This window comes from Chitinophaga rhizosphaerae, assembly GCF_003958645.1.
GTDB lineage: Bacteria > Bacteroidota > Bacteroidia > Chitinophagales > Chitinophagaceae > Chitinophaga > Chitinophaga rhizosphaerae.
In genome coordinates this window covers 697,398-721,020 of the sequence record NZ_RXLO01000002.1, presented here as the reverse complement: position 1 = coordinate 721,020, position 23,623 = coordinate 697,398, and the positions used below count along the sequence as shown (strand labels likewise).

The following is a 23,623-nucleotide window of genomic DNA, read 5'->3' as shown; positions in this document are numbered from 1 at the left end:
CACTATTTTTTATGTGGAGAAATTATATCAAGATCGCATTCCGCAACATCTGGAAAGCCAAACAGGTAACCTTCGTGAACATCGTAGGCCTCTCCGTAGCCATCGCCACCGCGTTGCTGCTGTGTATGACCGTGTACAAAGAGTTCTCGTTCGATAAGTTCCATGAAAACGGCGACAGGATATTCGGCATTTACAAAGATGTGCGCACCGCCGAAAAGGTAACACCCATGAACAATACGCCGCATCCGCTGGCGCCCGCCATCAGGGCGGAAATTCCGGGGGTGAAGGAAGTGGTGCGCCTGGTGAGGAACGGCGTGGCCGTGCGCACGAAAGGCGAACAGCAGGCCATCAACGCCACTTACACCGATCCTTCTTTCTTCTCGATATTCACTTTCCCCCTCCTGAAAGGTGAAACCCGGCTGGGGCTCACCGATATCGTACTGTCCGAAACCACGGCCAAAAACCTTTTCGGGACAGCCGATGTAGTGGGGAAACAGCTGGAGCTGAAGCTGGAAGACACCTGGAGACCCTTTACCGTAACGGGAGTACTGGCCGATCCGCCGGAGAATTCCAGCGTGATGTTTTCTTCCATCGTACGGCTGGAAAATCAGCCCGGCTATCCCGGGAACAAAGACAACTGGTTCAGCTTCAGCCTGGAAACGTTTGTGGAATTGCAGCCCGGCACTTCGCCCGAATCGGTGGCGCGCGCCAGCAAGGCTTTGCTTGAAAAATATTACGGGGAAGACATTGCCCGGCAAAAGAATGCCGGCGCCGCTCCCGGCCCTTACGGAGAATACCAGTTGCTGGGGCTCATCCCCATGCAGGAAGTACACTTTTCGCCGAATTCCAACCTCGGCGGCGAGAAGAAAGGGCTGGTGCTGATGTTGCTCTTTATCGCCGGGTTCCTGCTGTTCATCGCCAGTATCAATTTCGTTAACCTGACCCTCGCCCGCTCGTTCACCCGTGCCCGGGAAGTGGGCATGCGCAAGGTGATGGGCGCGGAGAAATGGCAATTGAGCCTCCAGCTGTGGGGCGAAGCTTTCCTGCTGTTTGTTATTGCATTGCTGACAGGCGGGCTGATCGCATTTTTAATGCTTCCGGCGTATAATTCGCTGTTCCGGTCTGGCGTGAGTTTTTCGCTGCTGCTGGAACCGAAATTCATCGGCGGCATCATACTTACCTTGCTGGTGGTGACGGCCTTCGCCGGCGGATATCCGGCTGCGCTCATGGCCCGCGCGAGCACGTTGCTCGTGCTGAAAGGGAAAATGTCGACCGGGCGGAAAAACTACTTCCGCAATTCGCTCATCGTCACCCAGTTCGTTTTTTCCTGCTTGCTGATCATCGCAACGCTGATCGCCTGGCGGCAGATGAATTACCTGCGGAATAAACCCCTCGGCTACAATACCTCGGAAGTCATCAGCGTGCCCGTAGGCGCCAGGGAAAACGGTTCCGCCCTGCTGGAACGCCTCCGGTCCGACTTGAAAGGCCAGCCCGGCATCCTGTCCGTAACCGGTGCCAACACGAACTTCGGCCGCGGGCTCGACGGTAGCATGAGCACTTCCATCATTTCCTGGGAAAACGGCGGGAAAGACATGCAGGCCCACTGGCAGGGCGTTTCTACCGACTACGTGCAAACCATGAGCCTTCAGCTGACCGGCGGGCGCGATTTTTCCGCGGCCCTCGCCTCGGATTCCAACAGCCTGGTCATCAACGAACAGATGGCGCGGCAGTTCGGCCCCGGGAAAGGGCACGTGGGCTTCCGTTTCAGGATGGACGACCAGGTTGCGGACGCTACGGAATATACCATTATCGGCATCGTAAAAGACTACCATTACAAATCGCTGCATAACCCCATCGAACCGCTCATACTGCATTTGCTGGGGCCGGATCAGCGGCCGGCTTATATTTTTGTACGGGTGGCGCCCGAGGCGCTGTCTACTTCGATGGACAGGCTGGCGGCTTCCTGGAAGCGCGTGGCGCCGGAAACGCCGTTCATCGGTTCGTTCGTGAGCGAGAACACCGAAAGGCAATACCGTGCGGAAGCGACGCTGATGCGGGTTTTCATCAGCGGCGGGGTATTGACCATCATCATTTCCTGCATGGGGCTGTTTGCCATGGCGATGCTCATCATCGGGCAGCGTACCCGCGAGATCGGGATCCGGAAAGTGCTGGGCGCTTCGGCGGCGGGCGTGGCCACGCTCATCTCGCGCGACTTCCTCGTGCTGGTAGGCATCGCGATCCTCATTGCGTCTCCGCTGGCGTGGGTACTGATGCGGCAATGGCTCAAGGAGTTCGCTTACCGGACAGACATCCATTGGAGCATTTTTGTGCTGGCGGGCGGAATGGCGATGCTGGTGGCCGCGCTCACGGTGAGTTTCCAAAGCGTAAGGGCGGCGCTGATGAACCCCGTCAAATCATTGAGAACGGAATAGCATATTTCCAGTACATAAATTTTTTTACATTCAGATCATGATTCAACTGCGTAACATTACAAAGCACTATCCGGTAGGTTTCGGGAAGCACGAGATTTTGAAAGACGTGAACCTGGACATCCAGCAGGGGGAATTTGTGTCGATCATGGGCCCTTCGGGCTCTGGAAAATCGACTTTGCTGCACATCCTGGGGATGTTGGAAGATGCTTCGGAAGGGGAGTACCTGTTCCAGGACGAGCCGGTGCACAAGATGAACGACAAGAAAAGAACGCAGCTGCACCGGGGATCGATCGGGTTTGTATTCCAGGCCTATCATCTTATCGACGAGCTGACCGTATACGAAAACATTGAAACGCCGCTGTTATATAAAAACGTGCCTTCCGGAGAGCGGAAAAGCCGTGTGGCGGATATACTCGACAGGTTTAACATGGTGGCGAAGAAAGATCTTTTCCCCACGCAGCTTTCGGGCGGCCAGCAGCAGCTGGTGGGCATCGCAAGGGCCATCGTGGCGGAACCGGCGGTGATTTTCGCCGACGAGCCTACGGGCAACCTGCATTCCGACCAGGCCCGGCAGATCATGGAACTGTTCGCGGAGCTGAATAAAAAGGACGGCATCACGATCGTCCAGGTAACCCATTCCGACGTCAATGCCGGTTATGGCAACCGGGTCATTCAAATCATGGACGGAAGGATCCAATGACCGGTTGGATATTTTTCCGGAAGCTAAAAACTCATCATATGATGTTTTGCCTTAAATTCGTGGGGCCCCTTGCCGCACGCAGGAAGTTTGTGCCTTTTAATCAGGAAACCGGCATGGTATCACAACATTTCAAATATTTACGACCGGCTATGAAATTTTCGCCCGCTTTTACCGCCCTGATTGTGGCTTTGGTTTTGTCTGTCCGCCCGGCAATGGCGCAGGAAGGGGAGTGGACGTACCAGCGTTGTTACGAGTACGCCCTCAGCCATAACCTGACGCTGCAGCAAAGTGTGCTGAACAAGCGGCTGGCGGAGCTGACCCTGAAGGTAGACCGGATGTCCATGCTGCCCACGCTGTTGGGCAATGGAAGCGCTGGCTATATTTTCGGCCGTTCCATCAACATCACCACCAACCAGTTCGATAACAAGGCCACTTTCAACGCCAGCCTGGGCCTTTCGGCCGGGGCCGACCTGTTCGGCTGGTTCCAGAAACGGAATACGGTGGCTTCTTCCAAATATGAAGTATACGCGCAGAATTACCTGCTGGAAAAAGCGCGGAACGATATGGGGGTGAACGTGGCGAACGCGTTCCTGCAGATTCTCCTGGCCGGAGAACAGGTGAAGATCAGCCGTGCGCAGGTAGACCTGAGCAAGGCGCAGCTGGAAAACACGAAGAAGCTCGTGCTGGCAGGATCCGTGCCGGAAAGCAACCAGGCAGACCTGGAAGCCCAGCTGGCGCGCGACAGTTCCACGCTGGTAACCGCCGAGAATGCCGTCATTTTACGGACACTTCAAATGAAAGCCTTGCTGAACCTGGGTTTTGAAGTGCCTTTCGATACCAAAATTCCTGATAACATCGCCGCCGTTCCCGTGATCAACCTCACGGAAACTTCGCCGGAAATGGTGTTTAGCTCCGCACTTTCGATCCAGCCGCAATACCGGTCAGACGAAATGCGCGTGAAATCGGCAGACAAAACCCTTTCCGCCGCCAAAGGCGCCATGTATCCCCGCCTCCGGGCCAATGCCGGTGCAGATACGCGGCTCGCCGGCGGTATCCGCTACGAACAGTACGGTCCTGATAACTTCGTGACCTATGTTTCCAGCATCGGTTTCCCGAAATCGAACCCCCTCGATACCGTTTTCACCTACGATAAATTCAACAACCGCGCCACCCGGAAATATACCGTGGGTCGCCAGCTGTCGGATAACTTCGGTCAGAATATCGGTATTACCCTCAGCTTCCCTATCTTCAACGGATGGCAGCTGCGCGGACAGGTGGAACGCGCGAAAATAGACCTGGAAAACCGGAAACTGACGCAGGACATCAACCGCCTCCAGCTCCGCCAGGACGTGTATACCGCCCATGCCGATGCGGTGGGCGCTTACCAGAAATACCTGGCGTCCATCACCACGGAACGGGCTTCCCAGAAAGCGTTCGACTTCGCGACGAAACGCTTCGAAGTGGGGCTCATGAACACCGTGGAATACGTCACCACGCAAACGAATCTCTTCAAGGCGCAGATCGAACGCGTTTCCGCCTTGTACGACTATATTTTCAAGGTTAAACTACTGGAATTCTATCGCGATCAGAAAATTACGCTGTAGTGTTCCAAGACACAGTAATACAAAGCGTATATGAAGAAAAGAAAAAAACTTTTTTGGTGGATAGGGGCCCTGGTGGCCCTTATCGTCATTGTAGCCATCGTCCGCGGATCAGGGAACGACGAAGGGTTGAAAGTAGCTATAGACAAGGCTTCCAATAAGGATATCATCGAGATCGTTTCCGCCTCCGGCAAAATTTATCCGGAAGTGGAAGTGAAAGTAAGCTCCGACGTTTCCGGTGAAATTACCAAGCTGCTCGTGAAAGAAGGCGACTCCGTGATGAAAGGACAGACGTTGGCGCACATATACGCAGACATCTACGCCTCCAACCGCGACCGGCAGGTAGCCGCCGTTTCCCAGACGCAGGCGGAACTTGCCAACGCCACCGCGGCGCTCGCGGCATTCAAAGCCCGGCTCGACCAGGCCAAGGCTTCCTACGACCGTAACAACCAGTTGTATAAGGAAAAAGTGATCAGCCGCCAGGAATTCGAAACGGCAGACGCTACCTACAAAGCGGCGCTGTCTGACTACAACGCCGCCAGCCAGCGCATCAACGCCAACAAATTCGCCGTGGCCAGCGCCGAAGCGAACCTGGCCGAAGCGAACAAAAACCTCAGCCGTACCACCATTGCTGCGCCCACAGGCGGCACCGTGAGCCTCCTTTCCGTGGAGGAAGGCGAGCGCGTGGTGGGAACAGGGCAAATGTCCGGCACCGAAATGTTGCGCATCGCCGATATGTCTACCATGGAAGTGCAGGTAGACGTTGGTGAAAACGATATCCCGAAAGTAAAGGTCAGCGATTCCGCGCTCATCGAAGTGGACGCTTACACCGGCCGCAAGTTCAAGGGCCTGGTGACCCAGATCGCCAGCTCCTCCAAAGGCGCGGCAACGGCTTCCGCAACCAGCGCCTCGTCCGCAGAGCAGGTAACGAATTACGTGGTGCGCATCCGCATCCTGGTGTCGTCTTACAAAGATCTGCTCGATCCCAAAAATCCGCGCCGGTTCCCGTTCCGCCCCGGCATGTCTGCCAACGTAGACATCCAGACGCGCACCGAGAAGAGCGTGCTTTCCATCCCCATCAACGCCGTTACCACCCGCGATCTTTCAGACACCACGAAGAAGGATAAATCCGCGAAAAAGGCGCCGAAGGAAAACACCGCCAACACCGCCAACGCCGCCGATCAAGAAGGCGGCGGCACACAGCGGCAAGACTTCCAGGAAGTGGTATTCGTGCTGCAGCCCGATAATACCGTGGTGCTCCGCAAGGTGACCACCGGTATCCAGGACGATAACAATATCCAGATCACCTCCGGCCTCAAAGCGGGCGAAAGCGTCGTGAGCGGCCCGTACACCGCCGTATCGCGCGAGCTGGAAAACGGGAAGAAGGTAAAAGTAGTGCCCCGTTCCGAACTGTTCGAAGCGAAGAAGTAATTATGCCTGAAATATAATGCAGGGGCGGCTTTCACGAGCCGCCCCTTTTATTTTCGCATACATCGCAATACAAGGCACCAGCCAGCCGTAACTTTATATTTTCGTACCTTTGCGCCCAACCAAACGGAACAGAAGCGCATGGCAAACCATATCGGGATCATTGGAAGCGGCAGCTGGTCAACAGCGCTCGCCAAAATACTGACAGACAACAATAATCATATTCACTGGTGGATACGCAACGAAGAAACCATCAAACACATGCAGTTGCGCCATCATAACAAACATTATCTCACTTCCGTTTACTTCGACACGAGCCTGCTTTCACTGAACAGCCGTGCTGCGGAAGTAGTGGCCGCAAGCGATATCGTTATCCTTTCCGTTCCGTCCGCATTCCTCCCCGCCGTGCTCGAGCAGCTCCCGGCCGATGCGTTCGATGGAAAGAAAGTGATATCGGCCATTAAAGGCCTCGTTCCCGTCACCAATCAACTCATCAACGATTACCTCGCCGAACGGTTCAACGTTCCGGCGGAAAAATACTTCACTATCACCGGGCCCTGTCATGCAGAAGAAGTGGCCAACGAAAAGCTGTCGTACCTGACGTTCTCCGGTACGGACCTCGAAGAAGCGGAATCGATCGCCGCGCATTTCACGAACAGCTATCTCCAGACCATCGCCAATACCGACCTCAACGGTGTGCAGCTCGCCGCCGTGCTGAAGAACATTTACGCGATGGGCGCCGGCATTGCGCATGGCCTCGAATACGGCGATAATTTCCTCAGCGTGTTCATCACGAACTGCTTCCGCGAAATGCAGGAATTCCTGGAGCAATACGGCCAATATGAAGCCGGCAGCGGCCGTGAAGCCGTAACCCACAACTACAACGCCAGCGCCTATCTCGGCGATCTGCTGGTAACTTGTTACTCGCTCCACAGCCGCAACCGTACCTTCGGCAACATGATCGGCAAAGGCTACAGCGTAAAGGCCGTGCAGCTGGAACTGAACATGATCGCGGAAGGGTATTATGCGAGCCGCTGCATCGCGGAGATCAACGGGCGCATCGGCGCATACATGCCCATCGCACAGAAAATCTACGCGATACTTTGGGAGCAGCTGCATCCCGAAGAGGCTTTCCTCGAGCTTGAAAAAGGACTGATTTAAAAGAAAAGTGCGGCGGCAATACCGTCGGCAAAGAATTTTCCTTCGCGCGTGAGCGTGAGGCGGTCATCGTTTTGCCGCATCCAGCCTTTGCGGATGAACTCACTGCTGGCGGCGAGGAGCGCTGATTTCTTGTCGGCCCCGAATCGCTCCGCCACGGTTTCCAGCCGGCACCCGGCCTCCGTGCGCAGGGAGATCATGATATGCTCGTTGAGCGCCATGCTCTCGCTGAGCATTTCGATCTCGAACGGCACCGTTTCTTTTTTGATGCTCTGGATGTACAGCGGGTTGTTGGCGATGTTCCACTGCCGCGAGGTGCCGTTGAACGAATGGGCGGAAGGGCCGAGGCCGAGGTAATGTTTCCCTTGCCAGTAACTGCTGTTGTGCTTCGAACGATTGCCGGGCAGCGCGAAGTTGGAAATCTCGTAATGTTCGTATCCCGCAGTTTCCAGGGCTTCCATGAGGATGCCGAAATGTTTGGCGGCACGGTCGGGATCGATGGGCGGGATTTTGTGGTGCTGGATGAAGTGATCGAGCGCGGTGCCGGGCTCCACGGTAAGGGCGTAACAGGAAAGGTGGGGGATGTTCAGCTCCACGGCCTGGCGGATATTGGCCTGCCAGCGCTCGTCGGTAAGGGTAGGGCCGCCGTAAATGAGATCGATGCTGAAGTTGTCGAACCCCGCTGCGCGGGCTTCTTTCAAACAATTGATGGACTGTGCCGCCTGGTGGGCGCGGTTCATCCATTTGAGGTCTTCTTCAAAAAACGACTGCACCCCGATGCTGAGGCGGTTGACGCCCGTTTCCCGGAAAGCGCGGAGGCTTTCGGGCGAAAGATCGTCCGGATTGGCTTCCAGGGTGATTTCCGCGTCGGGGAGGATGTCGTAATGCTGGCGGAGAACGTCCAGCAGGCGTTGAACGGCTTCCGGGCCGATGAGGCTGGGCGTGCCGCCACCAAAGTAGACGGTGCCCACAGGCTGGCCCTGGAGGTAGTTGCGCTGGAGGACCGCTTCGGCCGCGATGCCATCCACCATCTCGCCCCGCAACTGCAGCGAAGTGGAGAAGTGAAAGTTGCAGTAATGGCAAGCCTTTTTGCAAAACGGTATATGGAGATAGATCCCGGCCATGCGCGCTTAGAAAAGTTTTAGGGGATTAATTTGCAAACCTCGAAAATACATGTCAGTTTTGTTGATATTTTTGGAACTGGAAAAGTTAAGTTGCATTATAAAATTTTAGCCGTTGCGAACCTGGATGATGATATGGATGCTGATCGTATGTGCCCTCCAAACGATGGCGCAGGCAGACAGTTCCGCGAAAAAGAAGCCTGCAGCCCCCCGGCAAACCCCTGCCGCCGCCGCCACCAGGCCTGCCGCTACGCACAAAGGTAAGCCAGATTCCGCTCAAACCGCGGCACTTCATGCGGCAGACTCGCTGAAAGCCCGGGTGGCAGACTCGCTGCTGGCCGCTGCGCCCAAAGTGCATGCGTACGACACCATCATGCGGTCGCTCCTGGAAAAGAATACCTTCCTCTCCCGCAAAGGCAAGCCCGTATTGCTCGACGTCAATCCCACCCGTAAAAGTACCGGGCAAGACTGGCTGGTGTATCTCGTGGCCGGCGTGGTACTGCTGTTGGGCATCATCCGCAGTTCCTACCTGAAATATTTCAACGATATGTTCCGCGCCTTCTTCAACCCCACGCTGAGCCAGCGGCAGTTGAAGGACCAGCTGTCGCAGTCGCCCTTCCCGAATTTCCTCCTGAATTTCTTCTTCATTATCAGCCTGGGGCTGTATTTATACCTGCTCATGTACCGGCTCGATTACCCGACGGATGCCATCGCCTGGATGCTCATTCCGGGGCTGATGCTGCTGGTGGGGATCATTTACCTGGTGAAATACGTGGTGTTGCGGTTCTGCGGATGGCTTTTCGGGAGTGAGGAACTGGTGGATGCGTACGTTTTCATCCTCTACCTGATCAACAAGGTGCTGGGGATTTTGCTGGCGCCGTTCCTGGTGGTTTTGGCGTTCTGTTCACCGGAAATTGCCAGTATTTGTCTCTATATATCGATATTTTTTATTGTATTACTGGTTGTGTACAGGTACGTAAGGTCCTATTCACTCGTACGTCAATATCTCTCCTTCAGCAAATTGCATTTTTTTCTTTACCTTTGCGCATTCGAAGTAGTGCCGGTTTTAATAATCACAAAGGTACTTTTACTTTGGTTAACTGGTAACCCGTAAGGAAGCCACATTGTTAACACAAGAGCAAATTTCGTATGATCAAAGGCGGGCCAAAAAAAGAGGAAAAACAACTGACGATCCTAATTTCCCAACCTAAGCCAGAAACAGAGAAATCACCTTATTTCGACCTTGCTAAGAAATTCAACGTCCGGTTGGACTTCTTTCCGTTCATCAGGGTAGAAGGTGTGCCTGGTAAGGAGTTCCGCAAGCAGAAGATTGATATTGTCAACCATTCCGCAGTGATTTTCACCAGCCGGAATGCCGTAGATCACTTCTTTCGTATTTGCGAGGAACTGAAAGTTAAGGTATCGCAGGAATGCAAGTATTTTTGCATTACAGAAGCGGTTGCACTCTATCTCCAGAAATTCATCCTTTACCGCAAACGTAAAGTGTTTTACGGGGCAGACGGTTCTACCAAAAGCCTCCTGGAAGTCATGAACAAACACCGGGAAAACGAGAAATTCCTCTTCCCCAGTGCCGACAGCCAGAAAAAAGACATCGAAGAATGGCTGAAGGCGAACAAGTGCGACTATGCCGCAGCAACCCTGTACAAAACCGTTTCGAACGACGTGTCCGAAGTCCTGAAAACGGAATATGACCTTATCGTGTTTTTCAGCCCCTACGGCGTGAAATCCCTCTTCGAAAACGTCCCGAAATTCAAACAGAACGGCACCCGCATCGGCGCATTCGGTCCCACCACCTCCGCCGCCGTGGAAGAAGCCGGCCTGAAACTCGACATCAAAGCCCCCGCGCCGCAAGCCCCCTCCATGGTGGCCGCACTGGAACAATTCCTGCAGGGACTTCAAAAATAATATCGACCTTTACGAAAATTACCGGGGGAGCATCGAATAGATGTTCCCCTTTTTTATTTTCGTAAAAAACAAGGCAAGATGGCAAACAGATTAGCGAAAGAAACCAGTCCATACCTCCTGCAACACGCGCACAACCCGGTAGACTGGTACCCCTGGGGCGAGGAAGCCTTCGAAAAAGCCAGGACGGAAAACAAGCCCGTCCTCGTCAGCATCGGCTATGCCGCCTGCCACTGGTGCCACGTCATGGAACGCGAAAGCTTCGAGAACGAAGCCACCGCCGCCATCATGAACGAGCACTTCGTCAATATCAAGATCGACCGCGAAGAGCGCCCCGATATCGACCATATTTACATGGACGCCCTCCAGGCCATGAGCGGCCAGGGCGGATGGCCGCTGAACGTGTTCCTGTTGCCCGACAGGCGCCCGTTTTACGGAGGCACCTACTTTCCGCCGCAGGCGGTCTACAACCGGCCTTCCTGGACCGAAGTGCTGACCGCCGTTTCGGACGCTTTCAACACCAAACGCGCCGATATCGAACAGCAGGCCGCCAACCTCACCCAGCACCTCGAAAACAGCAACCAGTTCGGGATGGACGCAGTGAATGATCTGCTCCCGCGGGAAGAACAGTTCACCGCCGCCCAGTGCAACGCCATGGCGCTGGCCATTCTCGGGCAGGCGGACAAGGAATGGGGCGGATTCGGCCGCGCGCCGAAATTCCCCGGCACCTTTTCCATCAGCTACCTGCTGCGCTATTACCGGATGAAAAAAGATGACGCCGCCCTGCAACAGGCGCTCCTTTCGCTCGACAAGATGATCGACGGCGGGATCAACGACCAGCTAGGCGGAGGTTTCGCAAGATATTCCACGGATGAAAAGTGGCTCGCGCCGCATTTCGAGAAGATGCTGTACGATAATGCGCTGCTGACAGACGTGCTCTGCGAAGCCTGGCAACTCACCGGCGAGGCCCGGTATGCGGTAGCCGTGCAGGAAACGCTGGGCTTCCTGGAACGGGAGCTTACATCGCCGGAGGGCGGCTTCTATTCCGCGCTGGACGCGGATTCCGAAGGCGTGGAAGGGAAATTTTATGTTTGGAGCGAAGAAGAAGTGATGGCGCTCCTCGGGGCCGACGGGCCCGCTTTCTGCGCGTATTTCGACGTGAGCCGGCATGGCAACTGGGAAGACGCGAACATCCTCTGGGTGCCGCGCCCCATCGCCACGGTGGCGGCGGAGCAGCATATGAGCGTTGCGGAACTGGAAACGGTTATCCGGCGGAGCAAGCCCAAACTCCTGGAAGCCCGCGCAAAGCGCGTGCGGCCGGGGCTGGACGATAAGATACTCCTGGGCTGGAACGCCCTCATGGTCCACGCGCTATGCAAAGCCGCCGGCGCGCTGGGCGAGGAGAAATACGCCGCGATGGCCGAACGGGCGATGCGGCTGCTGATGGAAAAAATGCGCAGGCCCGGGGAAGCGCCGGCGTTCTGGCATACCTATAAAAACGGGGAGGCCCGCTATCCCGCATTCCTCGACGATTACGCCGCGCTCATCCGTGCGCTCATTGCGCTGCAGGAAGTAACGGGCAACCTGGCCTGGCTCCGCGAAGCGAAAGTGATCACAAACTACGTGACGGCACAATTCGGAGACGAAACCGGACGTTATTTCTATTACACCGAATCCGGGCAGGAAGATGTGATCGTACGTAAGAAGGAGGTGTACGACGGGGCGGTGCCGAGCGGCAATGCGCTGATGGCGCATAACCTTTGGCATCTTTCCATTGTTTATGACGAGAAGGGCTGGGCCGAAAGGGCGCTGGCCATGACGGCGAGCCTGGGGCAGACGGTAATGCGCTACCCCACTTCGTTCGGGGTTTGGGCGGCGATGGTGATGCGCCTGGCGCAGGGAGAACCGGAGCTGGCGGTGGCCGGGCCGGAATACCTGGAGCGGATGAAAGAGCTCAACGCGATGTACCTGCCTTTCAAGGTGATGCTGGGAGCGGATAACGATGTGGAAGACATGCCGTTGCTGCAAAACAGGAGGGTGGAAGGGAAGACGCTGGTGTACGTTTGCCGGGAATACCGCTGCGAGCGGCCGGTAGAATATATATCGGAAATCAATAATTTAATATGAGAATTGTTGTAAATTGCATTCCCTTTGATAAATTAGCATTTCGGAGGAAAATCCTGCGTTGATTATTTCCAAATAAATATTATATTTATTGTAAATGCGTATTTGGACTTGACGGACAGACCTTTACGGAAAGGCGTTATCCCCGGAGCGTACCGGTAAATTGTCGGCGATCGGTGTTGCGACATAATAAAATGTTAAAACCTTCGTTTTACTATATTGCGTAGCCGGGAAATGAGCGGTTGAAAAAGTTGGAAGAAAACATACTACGGATTAAAAAAAAATAATACATTTGCTATCTTTCTGTGATACAACCAGGTGAAAAGCGTGACTGTAGTGTTGTCTTGTCGTTTGGCAAAAGCATCTGGCAGGTTAAAGAAAAAACGTATTCTAATGAAAGTCACCCTTATGAAGCTTAATTATTGTAGTGGGCTATTGGTCGTGCTGCTGGCGGTATTGCTGGCCAGTTGCGGTGGCGGGGGCAAATCCGCCAAGAACGCGCAGGGTCAGCTGATAGGCGTTAGCCCCAGGCCGAAGTACACTCCCCCCGTACCTTATGGAATGGTTTATGTTCCTTCCGGGACTTTTCACATGGGGCCGAACGACGAGGATGTGAATTATTCCTTCACGGCAAGGAATAAGTCGATCTCGATCTCCGGTTTTTACATGGATGCCACCGAGATCACGAACAACGAGTACCGCCAGTTCGTGAACTGGGTGATCGATTCCATGGCGCACGTGCTCATGGGGCATGTGAAGAATGATAACGGGGTAGACTATGTTGATTGGAAACAGAAAATCAACTGGAAAGACAAATCGACTTACGAAAAGCTCGACGCGATGATGTATTCTCCGGAAGACCGGTTGTACGGCCGCGTGGAGATCGACGTTCGTAAATTGAAATACCACGAGGAGCGCTTCAACTGGGACAGGGCGAAGCTGCGCGAGAACAAGGACAAGCCGCGTTCCCAGTTCATCGACCGGAAAGACGTGCCCATTTACCCGGACACGCTCTGCTGGATACGCGACTTCTCGTACGCTTACAACGAGCCCATGACGCGTATGTATTTCTGGCACCCGGCGTTCGACAACTATCCGGTTGTGGGCGTAAACTGGCACCAGGCCAATACCTTCTGCGAATGGCGCTCCAAGTTCTGGGACGACTACCGTTCTTCCAAGAAGCTTTTCACGGAAGACAAATTCCAGCTGCCGTCTGAAGCGCAGTGGGAATATGCCGCACGCGGCGGTCGGGAACAGGCGCCGTACCCCTGGGGCGGTTATTATATCCGCAACAAGAAAGGCTGTCTGCTCGCAAACTTCAAGCCCGGCCGCGGTAACTATCCGGAAGACGGTGGTTTTTATACCGTGCGCGCCGACGCTTACTGGCCCAACGATTACGGATTGTACAATATGGCCGGCAACGTAGCCGAATGGACGCAGGACATTTATTATCAGAACGCCTATTCCTTCACCTCCGATATGAACCCTTATCTGCGGATGGACGTTGCCGACAACGCACCGCCGAAGATGAAGCGGAAAACCATCCGCGGAGGCAGCTGGAAGGATATCGGGCACTTCCTGCAAAACGGGACGCGTTCGTATGAGTACCAGGACAGTGCGAAGTCTTACATCGGCTTCCGTTGCACCATCGCGTTCCTGAGCCGGTCCAAAAACGATTTCAACAAAAGGAAATAGGAATAAATAGCTGAAATCCTGGTGATAAAACCTCACGTCTTAAAATCTATCATTATGAGCACAGCAAGCATGCATCGAGCTTTTTACCTTTTAATCACCCATAAAATTAAATTTTAACCTATGGCTATGAATCCTAACACAGCGAAATGGCTTAATTTCTTTGTATGTATCGCCGCATCGGTGGTGATCATCGGGGCGCTCTTCAAACTGCAGCACTGGCCTGGCGCAGACATTGCACTGATCCTGGGTCTGAGCGTAGAAGCCCTTATCTTCTTTGTATATGCATTCGTTCCCGATAGCAGCCCCGCACCTGCAGCTGGTGGCGTGGTAGTTGCCGGCAGCCCCACCCTTGCCAAAATGGACAAGATGCTGGAAGAAGCCGACATCACTCCTGCGAACCTCAGCCGCCTGAGCGACAACTTCTCCAAACTGGGTACCACTGTCGACAAAATGCGCGACATCTCCGATGTAGTAGCCGCCACCGGCGATTACACCGCCAAAACCCGCGAAGCTGCCAACGCTATCGGTTCCGTGACACAGGCTTACACCAATGCAGCCGCAGCCGTATCTACCTTCAACAACGCTTCCGAATCTACCCGCAACTTCCACGAGCAGGTTCAGTCCATGACCAAAAACCTGGCCTCCCTGAACGCTATCTACGAACTGGAACTGCAGGATACCAATAACCACCTGAAAGCGATGAACAGCTTCTACAGCAACCTGCTTACTGCTTCCAAAGCTATGAGCGGCAGCGTAGACGATGCCAAGAAAACGCAGGAACAAATCACGCTGCTGGCCCGCAACCTGAGCAACCTGAACACCGTTTACGGCAACATGCTCACAGCCATGCAAGGCAGATAAGGTAACGCAATAGTGAAATAACAAGAGACATTCAATTCTAAAACTTGTAGACTACTATGGCATTACCAAAAGATCCCAGGCAGAAGATGATCAACTTCATGTACCTGGTACTTACTGCAATGTTAGCGTTGAACGTATCCGCCGAGATCCTGAACGCATTCGATATCGTAAACATATCCATCACCAATTCCAATGAATCGATCGCCAGCAAGAACGCTAAAACTTATAAGCAGTTCGAAAAACTGATGGCGTCTGATGAAGCGAAAGTAAAACCGAGAAAAGAAAAGGCGGACCAGGTTCGCCAATTGTCCGAACAAACCTATACCTACCTTGACTCCCTCAAGGAAAAAATTATTAAGGCCGCCGGCGGCCGTAACGAGGAAGGCGAAATCAAAAGTAAAGATAACCTCGATGCGCCTACCCGTATAATGGAAAACCAGAAGGAAGGCCCGGCGCTGGAGAAACAACTGAATGCATATCGCAATCAATTGTTGGCGCTGATCAATCCGAAAGACAGGGCCGCATTCGATACGAGCCTCCCGCTCCATATCGGATTGCCCCCTCAGAAAGGCCCGGTTAAGAAAGACTGGACGGCTTACCATTTCAACATGGTGCCGACCATCGCTGCCGTAACCCTGCTCAGCAAGTTCCAAAACGATATCAAGAACTCCGAAGCCATGATCATCGATAAACTGATGAAGGAAGTTTCGGAAGACGACTTTACATTCGATAAACTGGAAGCATTCGTTTCCCTCAACTCGAAAAACTTCACACCCGGTCAAACACTTAAAGCTACCGTGGTTATGGGCGCATACAGCAGCACCGTAAATCCGAATATCGTGATCAACGGGGCTTCGGTACCTGCGTCTGATGGGAAAGGCACTTACGAATTAAAAGTGGGCAGCACCGGGGAATTCAAAATCGCCGGTATCATTGAGCTGACCAAGCCTAATGGGCAAGTTGTAAGATCTCCTTTCGAGGAAACTTATAAAGTGAGCTCCGCAGCCACTTCCATCTCGGCCGATAAAATGAACGTGATGTACGTAGCCCTCCAAAACCCGATCTCCATCACCGCAGCAGGCGTACCGTCTGACAAGGTGAATGCTACGATCAGCGGTTGCGGCGGTCAGATCACTAAAAAAGGCCCGGGCGAATTCGTAGTAACCGTCAGCTCTACAGGTAAAGCCGTGATCACGGTTTCCGCAGAAGTTGATGGCCAGGTAAAGACCCTCGATTCCAAAGAATTCCGCGTGAAGAACGTACCCGACCCGTCTATCAAGGTAGGCCTCACCAAAGGCCCCACCATGAAAGCCGCCGAATTCAAAGTACAGCAAGGCCTCCGCGCCGACCTGGAAGACTTCGTGTTCGACGGTGTCCGCTACGCTGTAGTTGGCTACCGTATGGGTATCGAATCGCGCAACCGTCCGTATGCCGAAGGAGACGCTACTTCCGAGCTCTGGCCTAACAACCCCGAGCTGCAGGGCGCCATCCGTAGCATTAAACCCGGCGACCAGGTGTATTTCGACAACATCAAGGTGAAAGGTCCGGACGGAAGGGTTCGTTCCATGCCCAACGTAAACTTCAAGATCAATTAACGTAAAAAACCGTTACTGGCTATGCAAGCAGTAATATTGAAAAGGATCAGCCTGAGCGCATTGTTGCTGGTTTTCATCGCTTCCACCGCCGACGCACAGTCGCGCCGCAGAAGAGGTAATACCGATCCGCAACCCGAGCAGCAGCAACCCGCACCCGTGACCAACCCGGCCACCGGCAACCCGGTAAATGTGCCCGCCGCCCCGGCAGGCACCGCGCCCACATCGCTCCGGCAAGACGGGGTAGGCACACCGGTAGACACGCCGCGTAAATCGCTGCGGGTAGACGGGGTTTCCGAAAAGAGCCCTATCCGCGACCGCGTGCCCATCGCTTACGATCACATCCGTGAAGACGACAAGTTCTGGGAAAAACAGATCTGGCAGATCATCGATGTGCGCGAGAAGATGAACCTCCCCTTCCAGTACAATGTGGAAGATGAGACCGGCATCAACCAGCTCCTCATCAATATCCTGCTTGCGGCGATCAAGAACAAGGAAGTTGAGGCTTTCAGCCCGATCGACGACCGTTTCAGCACCCTCATGAACTACGACGAGATCATGACCAAGCTCTCGGGCGAGGAAAGGACCGTTCGCAGCATCGACCCGGTTACCGGGGAGGAAAAGAACGTCACGATCCGCGACGAGTTCAACCCCGAAACGATCAAACAGTACAAGATCAAGGAAGTTTGGGTGTTTGACCAGGAAGCCTCCGCGCTGAAGGTCCGCATCCTCGGCATCGCCCCCATGGTATCCCGTATCAACGACGACGGTACCGTGCGCGCCACCATCCCCCTGTTCTGGCTCTATTACCCCGATCTGCGCCCCGTTCTGGCCAAATACGACGTATATAACCAGAATAACGACGCGTCTACCATGACCTGGGAAGACCTCTTCGAAATGCGCTTCTTCTCCAGCTTCGTTGTGAAGGAAAAGAACGCGTTCAACCGCGAGATCAGCAATTACATCAAAGACGGTGTAATGCGCCTCCTGGAAGGCCAGGCCATCAAAGACAAGATCTTTAACAAAGAACAGGACCTGTGGGAATACTAATCTCCCACGCGCTCAAATCCTGCGAACAATAATGAGAAGCCGCTCCGGGTAATCTGGGGCGGTTTTTTTTATATCTTACAGCCATGCAGCAACTCCGTTCCGCCATAGATGCCGTTGTTCCGCTTCCGGAGGATGCCTGGGAAGACCTTTCCGGCTGCTTCCTCCCGCTGGCCTGCAAACGGAAAACGGTGCTTACGGCCGCGGGAGACACCGAGCGATACTGCTATTACGTGACCGAGGGGCTCCAGCGCGCGTTTGCCCTCGCTGAAGGACAAAAGGAAGCCACCCTGATGTTCTCCTATCCCGGTTCCTTTTCCGGCATCATCGATTCGTTTTTCCTGCAGCAACCATCGCGGTATTACCTGGAAACCCTTACCCAGAGCGCCTTTTTACGGATTTCGTACAACGATATTCAGCGGCTCATGCAGCAACATCCTTCCATAGCCCGATGGGTGCATATCGGCACCATGGCCGCCATGGCGGGTGTGATGGAACGGCTGATCGAAATACAGACGCTGGGCGCGGAGCAGAAATTCAGGCGCCTCCTCGCCAGGAGCCCGCACGTCCTCCAGCTCATCCCCCACAAATACCTCGCATCCTACCTCGGCATCGATCCTGCTACGTTCAGCAAGCTATTAGGTGGGGTCCGATTGTAAATCTTGGCGCAGACAAAGATTTCGTGTAAATAGCCGGATTACCTTTGCATCGGATCATTAAATCTCTTCACATGCCTACCTTTCACTCAGAAACCCTGCTCAGCGGGCTGCAGCAAGACGTGAACAATCTTCGCGCGGCGGCAGACCGTTACCTCGCCTCCCAGCCCCACGACCTTCTCCTGCAACCGCCGGCGCCGGGCAAATGGTCTGCCATCCAGTGCCTGGAACATCTCAACGGCTACGGCCGTTTCTACCTGCCGGCTTTCGACGAGGCCTTCCGCAAATTCCTTTCCCAAAAACGACCCGTACCGGAGCAATTCCGCAGTGGCTGGCTGGGCAATTATTTTACGCAAACGATGTTGCCGAAGAACGACGGCAGCCTGAAAATGAAAATGTCGGCCCCGAAAAATCACCATCCCGCTCCCCGGTTAGACGCGGCGCAAACGCTCGACGAATTCCACTCGCAACAGGAATGGATGTTGTCGCTCCTGCAAGCCGCCAAGCAGATCGACATCGGCGGCATCCGGTTGCCGACCACGCTGTCGAAACTCGTGGCGCTGAAGGCCGGCGATACGTTCCGGTTCCTCATCGCGCACGCGCAAAGGCACATGCTGCAAGCTATCCGCAGTGTGGAAACTGCACGGGGCGCAGATGTGGCTGCGGTCAATTTGCAGTACCTCTCCGAGACCGCCCGCTAACAAATTCCCAATCCCGATAGATCGTTTGAAACTCAATGCTGTTGCAGGTTACAGCTAACAGCTATTTCGTGCCGATAACAAATACTTAACAACGGCACAGCCACATACGCATTACTTTAGTAATGTGATAAAACACGCTTGCATGAACGTGTAATTGTCATGTTTTAACAACGAAGATCCACCGGCGGCCTGCCGGTCATCAAAAATAAATCTGTGTCTTTTAATGGTTAACTTGGGGAATAGAGCCTGGTTCTCAAACCGGGCTCTCTCTTTTGTAGGAAGCCGTGATTTTTTGACGGGATTTTAGTCAGTACCATGAAAGTGCTCCCAGATCAGCGTCGCCTTTTTCAGGCCCACTTCCTTCACCAGTTCGTCTTTACTTAACGCCTTCACCTTATTGACCGACCGGTGTTGCTGCAACAGCTGCGTAGCCGTGTTTTCACCAATCCCCTTGATCGATTCCAGCTCGTTCCTGAACGTGCCCTTGCTGCGCTTCTGCCGGTGGAACGTAATGCCGAAACGGTGCACCTCGTCGCGGACGCGCCGGATCAGCTTCAGGCTCTCACTGTCGTACGGCAGCTTGATGGAATCCTTGTCGCCCGGGAAGAAAATCTCCTCCTCGTTCTTCGCCAAACCCACCACCGTCATGCTGCCGATGAGATCGAGCTTGCGGATACTTTCCATTGCCGCGCCCAACTGGCCTTTACCACCGTCGATGATAACCAGCTGCGGCAATGGCTGTTCTTCTTCCAGCAGGCGCTTGTAACGGCGGTACACCACTTCCGTCATGGACGCGAAGTCGTTGATACCTTCCACCGTTTTGATATTGAAATGGCGGTAATCCTTCTTCGACGCCACACCGTCTTTAAATACGACGCAGGCCGAAACGGGATAGCTCCCCTGGAAGTTGGAGTTATCGAAACATTCGATATGAACGGGCAGTTCCTGCAGCTCCAGGTCGGCCTGCAGCTGGTACAGCACCTTCCTCACTTCCATATCGCTCTTGCCTTCGAGGTGCAGGATCTTTTTCTTGCGCAGCTCTTCGCGGAAATAGTCGACGTTTTTGGTGGAAAGATCGAGCAGTTTCTTTTTGTCGCCGCCTTTCGGGACGATCACTTCCACATTCTCCTCCGGAAAATCGACGTGGAAGGGCAGTACGATCTCGCGCGCCAGGCTTTGGAACGCCTCGCGTAGGTACCCGATGGCGTATTCCATCACTTCTTCGTCCGTCTCTTCCAGCTTCTTTTCCAGCGTCACGGTCTTGGTATCGGCGATGGTGCCGTTGAGCACGCGCAGGTAGTTCACATACGCGAAATTGCCTTCAGACAGGATGGTGAACACGTCCACGTTCCCGACGCGGCTGCTCACGATGGTAGACCGGGCCTGGTAATCCTGCAAACTGGCGATTTTCTTCCGTTCGATTTCCGCTTTCTCGAATTCCATGTTCATCGCATGTTCCTGCATTTTCGACTTGAACACGTTGAGCACGGGCGAGAGGTTGCCGCGGAGGATTTCCTTCACGGATTGCAGCCCTTCCCGGTAATCTTCGGCAGATTGCAGCCCTTCGCAGGGGCCTTTGCAGTTGCCGAGATGGTATTCCAGGCACACCTTGAACTTCCCTTTTTTGATGTTCTGTTCAGACAGGTTGAGGTTGCAGGTGCGCAGGGGGATGTTGTAGCGGATCACTTCCAGCAGCTCGCGCACGCGGCCTACGGAGGTGAAGGGGCCGAGGTATTCCGACCCGTCTTTGATCACGCGGCGGGTGAGGAAAACGCGGGGGAAGGATTCGTGCTTGATGACGATGAACGGATACGTTTTATCGTCTTTCAGATCGATGTTGTATTTCGGGCGGAACTGCTTGATGAGGGCGTTTTCCAGCAGGAATGCGTCTTTTTCGTTGTCTACGATCGTGAACTCGATGTGGTGGATATTGTCTACCAGCTTCCGGGTTTTATAGTTGTCGTGGTTCTTGACGAAATAGGAGGAAACGCGCTTGCGGAGGCTTTTGGCCTTGCCGATGTACAGCAGTTCCCCGCCGGCGTCGAAATATTTGTAGATGCCGGCCTGGGTGGGAATGGTATGCGATATCCGGGAAAATTCCGCTGACGTCATTGCTGCGCTGTTAATGGGCGGAAAAGAGCGATGGTTTCCATGTTTTCCGCTTTCATGAAGATAATTTTCTGATGGGAGCTGATGGAGAGCTGGCGATCGCGCTCATATACGATCTCCTGGCGGTATTCGTACACAGGGTTCTTTGTGTGGGAAGAAGCCTGGACGGATTTGATGCGCCGGCTGCTGTCGATCTCCACGATCAGCTGTGCAGGCCAGGTCTGTTTGCCGCGGGTGCGGTGGATGAAGGTCGTATCTCCCGAAAAATGATTGGGAATGGTATCGATGTCGTACGCGTCCGCCAGCGACGGACGGCTGATATCGGCGTCCATCAGGGGGCGGAAGAGCGCCTCCAGCCCGGCGCTGTCTTTCACCGGAGAAGAAACCGTTTGCCCGTTGAGGCGGATGGTTTTGGTGATCTGGAAGGGCGATTTCCGCATCCGGGCGATCTCGTCCCAGCAATAGTTCCCCAGCGCCCTGTAGCTATGGTCCCGCAAGGCAACGGGCGCGCCGCCTTTGGGCTCGGGCAGCCGGCATCCGGTCATCAACAACGCAAAAAGCCCAGCAAATACGATTCTCATACCCACAAATTTAATGGTGTAGCCTTAATCGGCCTATAAAAAAAATGCACCGTGAATACGGCGCATCTGATGCATGAGCAAATCTGTCGAGAGCACTAAAAAACTTATGGTAATAGTAGAATAATCGGTTTCGGGAGAAGCCTTCCGGCTTCATCACGTGTTAAACGGGAAGCGGCCCGGGAAAGTTACAGGCGGCGCAAAATAAAAAAGGGGCCGCGGTTGCAGCCCCTTTCGATGTATCCTGTTGAGGTTTATACAAGTACGTTGCCGGTCATCTCTTTCGGGATGGGCAGGCCCATGAAGTGGAGGATGGTAGGAGCGAGGTCGCCCAGTTTACCGTTTTTGATCTCACCCTTGAAATCGTTGCTGATGATGAAGAAAGGCACGGGATTGAGGGTGTGCGCGGTGTTGGGCGTACCGTCTTCGTTGATCATGAAGTCCGCGTTGCCGTGGTCTGCCGTGAGGAAGATGGTGTAATCGTTCAGCAATGCGGTGGATACGACCTTGGATACGCAGGCGTCTACGGTTTCCACGGCTTTGATGGCCGCCGGCCAAACACCGGTGTGGCCCACCATGTCTGCGTTCGCAAAATTGAGGACCACGAAATCGGCTGTGCGCTGCTCCAGTTCGGGGAGGATGGCGTCTGCCAGTTCGGGGGCGCTCATTTCGGGCTGCAGGTCGTAGGTGGCTACCTTCGGGGAGGGCACGAGAATGCGTTTTTCGCCTTCGAAAGGTGTTTCACGGCCGCCGGAGAAGAAGAAGCTCACGTGCGGATACTTCTCTGTTTCCGCGATGCGGATCTGCTTTTTGCCGTACTTCTCCAGAACTTCGCCGAGCGTCATGGAAAGATTATCGTTCTCGAAAATGACATGCACGCCCTTGAAGGCTTTGTCGTATTCGGTCATGGTCGTATAATGCAATGCCAGGGGCTGCATGCCGAAGTCGGGGAACGCTTGCTGGGTGAGCACTTCCGTGATCTCGCGGCAGCGGTCCGTGCGGAAGTTGAAGCAGATCACCGCGTCGCCCGGCTGAATGTTGCCGATGGGCTGCTGTTGCGCGTCGGTAACGATGATGGGCTTGATGAACTCGTCGGTCACGCCTTCCGCATAGGAGGCTTTCACGGCGGTCAGCACGTCGTGCGTAGGCGTACCGGTGCCGTTCACGAGCGCATCGTAGGCGAGTTTCACCCTTTCCCAGCGCTTGTCGCGGTCCATGGCGTAATAGCGCCCGGTAACGGAAGCGATGCGGCCGGTGGTGGCGTTCAGGTGTTGCTGGAGATCGTCGAGGTAGCCGAGGCCGCCTTTGGGATCGGTATCGCGACCATCAGTGAACGCATGTACAAACACGTTTGTGAGCCCGCGATCTTTCGCGATAGTGGCGAGGGCTTTGAGGTGGGAGATATGGGAATGCACGCCGCCATCGCTCACCAGGCCGATGAAGTGGAGGGCTTTATTGTTATTGCGGGCGTAGTCCATAGCGTCTTGCAGCACCTTGCTGGCGGCGAGCTCGCCATCTCTTACGGCCACGTTGATGCGCTGAAGTTCCTGGTAAACGATCCTTCCGGCCCCGATATTGAGGTGCCCTACTTCGGAATTGCCCATTTGCCCGTCGGGGAGCCCTACGTCTTCTCCGCAGGTGATGAGGTTGCTATGGGGGAATTGTTCATAGAGACTGTCTACGAAGGGGGTGTTTGCATGTGCGATGGCGTCTGCGGCGGGCACCTGGCCCAGGCCCCAGCCATCCATGATGATCAGGATCGCTCTTTTAGTTTCCATACTTTATACTTTAAATCCGGTTGTGCGTTGTGAATGAATCGGCCCGTGAAATTAATAATACTATCTTTCCCGGTGTTTAAATTTTTTTAGGGAGTGGTTATATTTCAAGGGATTTTTGT

Annotated in this window: 18 protein-coding genes; 14 read left to right on the top strand and 4 right to left on the bottom strand. The window is 54.3% G+C overall.

Annotation, left to right across the window (positions count from 1 at the left end):
• The first annotated feature begins 11 nt into the window (after window positions 1-11).
• The 5 genes from EJ361_RS06620 to EJ361_RS06600 all read left to right on the top strand — a co-directional run bounded on the left by EJ361_RS06620 (window position 12) and on the right by EJ361_RS06600 (window position 7,322).
• Window positions 12-2,432, top strand: a complete 2,421-nt coding sequence (locus EJ361_RS06620; RefSeq protein ID WP_126244566.1) for an ABC transporter permease — start codon at window positions 12-14, stop codon at window positions 2,430-2,432.
• A gap of 37 nt (window positions 2,433-2,469) precedes the next feature.
• A complete protein-coding gene (locus EJ361_RS06615; protein ID WP_126244565.1) occupies window positions 2,470-3,132 on the top strand; it encodes an ABC transporter ATP-binding protein in 663 nt (220 codons plus the stop codon).
• A gap of 149 nt (window positions 3,133-3,281) precedes the next feature.
• Window positions 3,282-4,736, top strand: a complete 1,455-nt coding sequence (locus EJ361_RS06610) for a TolC family protein (RefSeq protein ID WP_164714115.1) — start codon at window positions 3,282-3,284, stop codon at window positions 4,734-4,736.
• Window positions 4,737-4,766: 30 nt separating this feature from the next.
• A complete protein-coding gene (locus EJ361_RS06605) occupies window positions 4,767-6,164 on the top strand; it encodes an efflux RND transporter periplasmic adaptor subunit (protein ID WP_126244563.1) in 1,398 nt (465 codons plus the stop codon).
• 138 nt (window positions 6,165-6,302) lie between these two features.
• The gene (locus EJ361_RS06600; RefSeq protein ID WP_126244562.1) at window positions 6,303-7,322 is read left to right on the top strand and encodes an NAD(P)H-dependent glycerol-3-phosphate dehydrogenase; all 1,020 of its coding nucleotides are present in this window, start codon (window positions 6,303-6,305) and stop codon (window positions 7,320-7,322) included.
• Here EJ361_RS06600 and hemW read toward each other — a convergent pair.
• A complete protein-coding gene (gene hemW, locus EJ361_RS06595; protein WP_126244561.1) occupies window positions 7,319-8,443 on the bottom strand; it encodes a radical SAM family heme chaperone HemW in 1,125 nt (374 codons plus the stop codon). The genes EJ361_RS06600 and hemW overlap by 4 nt on opposite strands.
• Before the next feature lie 112 nt (window positions 8,444-8,555).
• Here hemW and EJ361_RS06590 point away from each other — a divergent pair, with 112 nt between their 5' ends.
• From EJ361_RS06590 to EJ361_RS06550, 9 genes are all read left to right on the top strand, one after another.
• On the top strand, window positions 8,556-9,554 hold the full coding sequence (locus tag EJ361_RS06590) for a DUF4271 domain-containing protein (RefSeq protein ID WP_126244560.1): 999 nt from the start codon (window positions 8,556-8,558) through the stop codon (window positions 9,552-9,554).
• 152 nt (window positions 9,555-9,706) lie between these two features.
• Window positions 9,707-10,366 carry a uroporphyrinogen-III synthase gene (locus tag EJ361_RS06585; protein ID WP_240646561.1) on the top strand — a complete coding sequence of 220 codons (660 nt, stop codon included), beginning with the start codon at window positions 9,707-9,709 and terminating at the stop codon, window positions 10,364-10,366.
• A gap of 78 nt (window positions 10,367-10,444) precedes the next feature.
• Entirely contained in the window at window positions 10,445-12,490 is a 2,046-nt protein-coding gene (locus tag EJ361_RS06580; RefSeq protein WP_126244558.1) for a thioredoxin domain-containing protein, read from the top strand.
• Window positions 12,491-12,880: 390 nt separating this feature from the next.
• Window positions 12,881-14,182, top strand: a complete 1,302-nt coding sequence (porK, locus tag EJ361_RS06575; RefSeq protein ID WP_240646560.1) for a T9SS ring complex lipoprotein PorK/GldK — start codon at window positions 12,881-12,883, stop codon at window positions 14,180-14,182.
• A 126-nt stretch (window positions 14,183-14,308) separates the two neighbouring features.
• A complete protein-coding gene (gene porL, locus EJ361_RS06570) occupies window positions 14,309-15,043 on the top strand; it encodes a type IX secretion system motor protein PorL/GldL (RefSeq protein WP_240646559.1) in 735 nt (244 codons plus the stop codon).
• Window positions 15,044-15,099: 56 nt separating this feature from the next.
• The gene (gene porM, locus EJ361_RS06565; RefSeq protein WP_126244556.1) at window positions 15,100-16,638 is read left to right on the top strand and encodes a type IX secretion system motor protein PorM/GldM; all 1,539 of its coding nucleotides are present in this window, start codon (window positions 15,100-15,102) and stop codon (window positions 16,636-16,638) included.
• Window positions 16,639-16,659: 21 nt separating this feature from the next.
• Window positions 16,660-17,685: a type IX secretion system ring subunit PorN/GldN gene (porN, locus tag EJ361_RS06560; RefSeq protein WP_126244555.1), complete on the top strand. Its 1,026-nt coding sequence runs from the start codon at window positions 16,660-16,662 to the stop codon at window positions 17,683-17,685.
• Window positions 17,686-17,768: 83 nt separating this feature from the next.
• The gene (locus EJ361_RS06555; RefSeq protein ID WP_126244554.1) at window positions 17,769-18,341 is read left to right on the top strand and encodes a Crp/Fnr family transcriptional regulator; all 573 of its coding nucleotides are present in this window, start codon (window positions 17,769-17,771) and stop codon (window positions 18,339-18,341) included.
• A 71-nt stretch (window positions 18,342-18,412) separates the two neighbouring features.
• On the top strand, window positions 18,413-19,039 hold the full coding sequence (locus EJ361_RS06550; protein ID WP_126244553.1) for a DinB family protein: 627 nt from the start codon (window positions 18,413-18,415) through the stop codon (window positions 19,037-19,039).
• A 303-nt stretch (window positions 19,040-19,342) separates the two neighbouring features.
• Here the strand turns inward: EJ361_RS06550 and uvrC are convergent, their stop codons facing one another.
• The 3 genes from uvrC to gpmI all read right to left on the bottom strand — a co-directional run bounded on the left by uvrC (window position 19,343) and on the right by gpmI (window position 23,504).
• Window positions 19,343-21,151, bottom strand: a complete 1,809-nt coding sequence (uvrC, locus tag EJ361_RS06545) for an excinuclease ABC subunit UvrC (RefSeq protein WP_126244552.1) — start codon at window positions 21,149-21,151, stop codon at window positions 19,343-19,345.
• Window positions 21,148-21,729 (bottom strand): hypothetical protein, encoded by a 582-nt coding sequence (locus EJ361_RS06540; protein WP_126244551.1) that lies wholly within the window; start codon window positions 21,727-21,729, stop codon window positions 21,148-21,150. The genes uvrC and EJ361_RS06540 overlap by 4 nt, the downstream gene beginning before the upstream one ends.
• A gap of 251 nt (window positions 21,730-21,980) precedes the next feature.
• Window positions 21,981-23,504, bottom strand: coding sequence for a 2,3-bisphosphoglycerate-independent phosphoglycerate mutase (gene gpmI / locus EJ361_RS06535; protein WP_126244550.1), 1,524 nt, complete (start codon window positions 23,502-23,504; stop codon window positions 21,981-21,983).
• Window positions 23,505-23,623: the final 119 nt, after the last annotated feature.

Excerpts from the sequence above, each read along its gene's own strand:
- EJ361_RS06620 (WP_126244566.1), top strand. The coding sequence starts at position 12 with ATGTGGAGAAATTATATCAAGATCGCATTCCGCAACATCTGGAAAGCC.
- EJ361_RS06615 (WP_126244565.1), top strand. The coding sequence starts at position 2,470 with ATGATTCAACTGCGTAACATTACAAAGCACTATCCGGTAGGTTTCGGG.
- EJ361_RS06610 (WP_164714115.1), top strand. The coding sequence starts at position 3,282 with ATGAAATTTTCGCCCGCTTTTACCGCCCTGATTGTGGCTTTGGTTTTG.
- EJ361_RS06605 (WP_126244563.1), top strand. The coding sequence starts at position 4,767 with ATGAAGAAAAGAAAAAAACTTTTTTGGTGGATAGGGGCCCTGGTGGCC.
- EJ361_RS06600 (WP_126244562.1), top strand. The coding sequence starts at position 6,303 with ATGGCAAACCATATCGGGATCATTGGAAGCGGCAGCTGGTCAACAGCG.
- hemW (WP_126244561.1), bottom strand. The coding sequence starts at position 8,443 with ATGGCCGGGATCTATCTCCATATACCGTTTTGCAAAAAGGCTTGCCAT.
- EJ361_RS06580 (WP_126244558.1), top strand. The coding sequence starts at position 10,445 with ATGGCAAACAGATTAGCGAAAGAAACCAGTCCATACCTCCTGCAACAC.
- porK (WP_240646560.1), top strand. The coding sequence starts at position 12,881 with ATGAAAGTCACCCTTATGAAGCTTAATTATTGTAGTGGGCTATTGGTC.
- porL (WP_240646559.1), top strand. The coding sequence starts at position 14,309 with ATGAATCCTAACACAGCGAAATGGCTTAATTTCTTTGTATGTATCGCC.
- porM (WP_126244556.1), top strand. The coding sequence starts at position 15,100 with ATGGCATTACCAAAAGATCCCAGGCAGAAGATGATCAACTTCATGTAC.
- porN (WP_126244555.1), top strand. The coding sequence starts at position 16,660 with ATGCAAGCAGTAATATTGAAAAGGATCAGCCTGAGCGCATTGTTGCTG.
- EJ361_RS06555 (WP_126244554.1), top strand. The coding sequence starts at position 17,769 with ATGCAGCAACTCCGTTCCGCCATAGATGCCGTTGTTCCGCTTCCGGAG.
- EJ361_RS06550 (WP_126244553.1), top strand. The coding sequence starts at position 18,413 with ATGCCTACCTTTCACTCAGAAACCCTGCTCAGCGGGCTGCAGCAAGAC.
- uvrC (WP_126244552.1), bottom strand. The coding sequence starts at position 21,151 with ATGACGTCAGCGGAATTTTCCCGGATATCGCATACCATTCCCACCCAG.
- EJ361_RS06540 (WP_126244551.1), bottom strand. The coding sequence starts at position 21,729 with ATGAGAATCGTATTTGCTGGGCTTTTTGCGTTGTTGATGACCGGATGC.
- gpmI (WP_126244550.1), bottom strand. The coding sequence starts at position 23,504 with ATGGAAACTAAAAGAGCGATCCTGATCATCATGGATGGCTGGGGCCTG.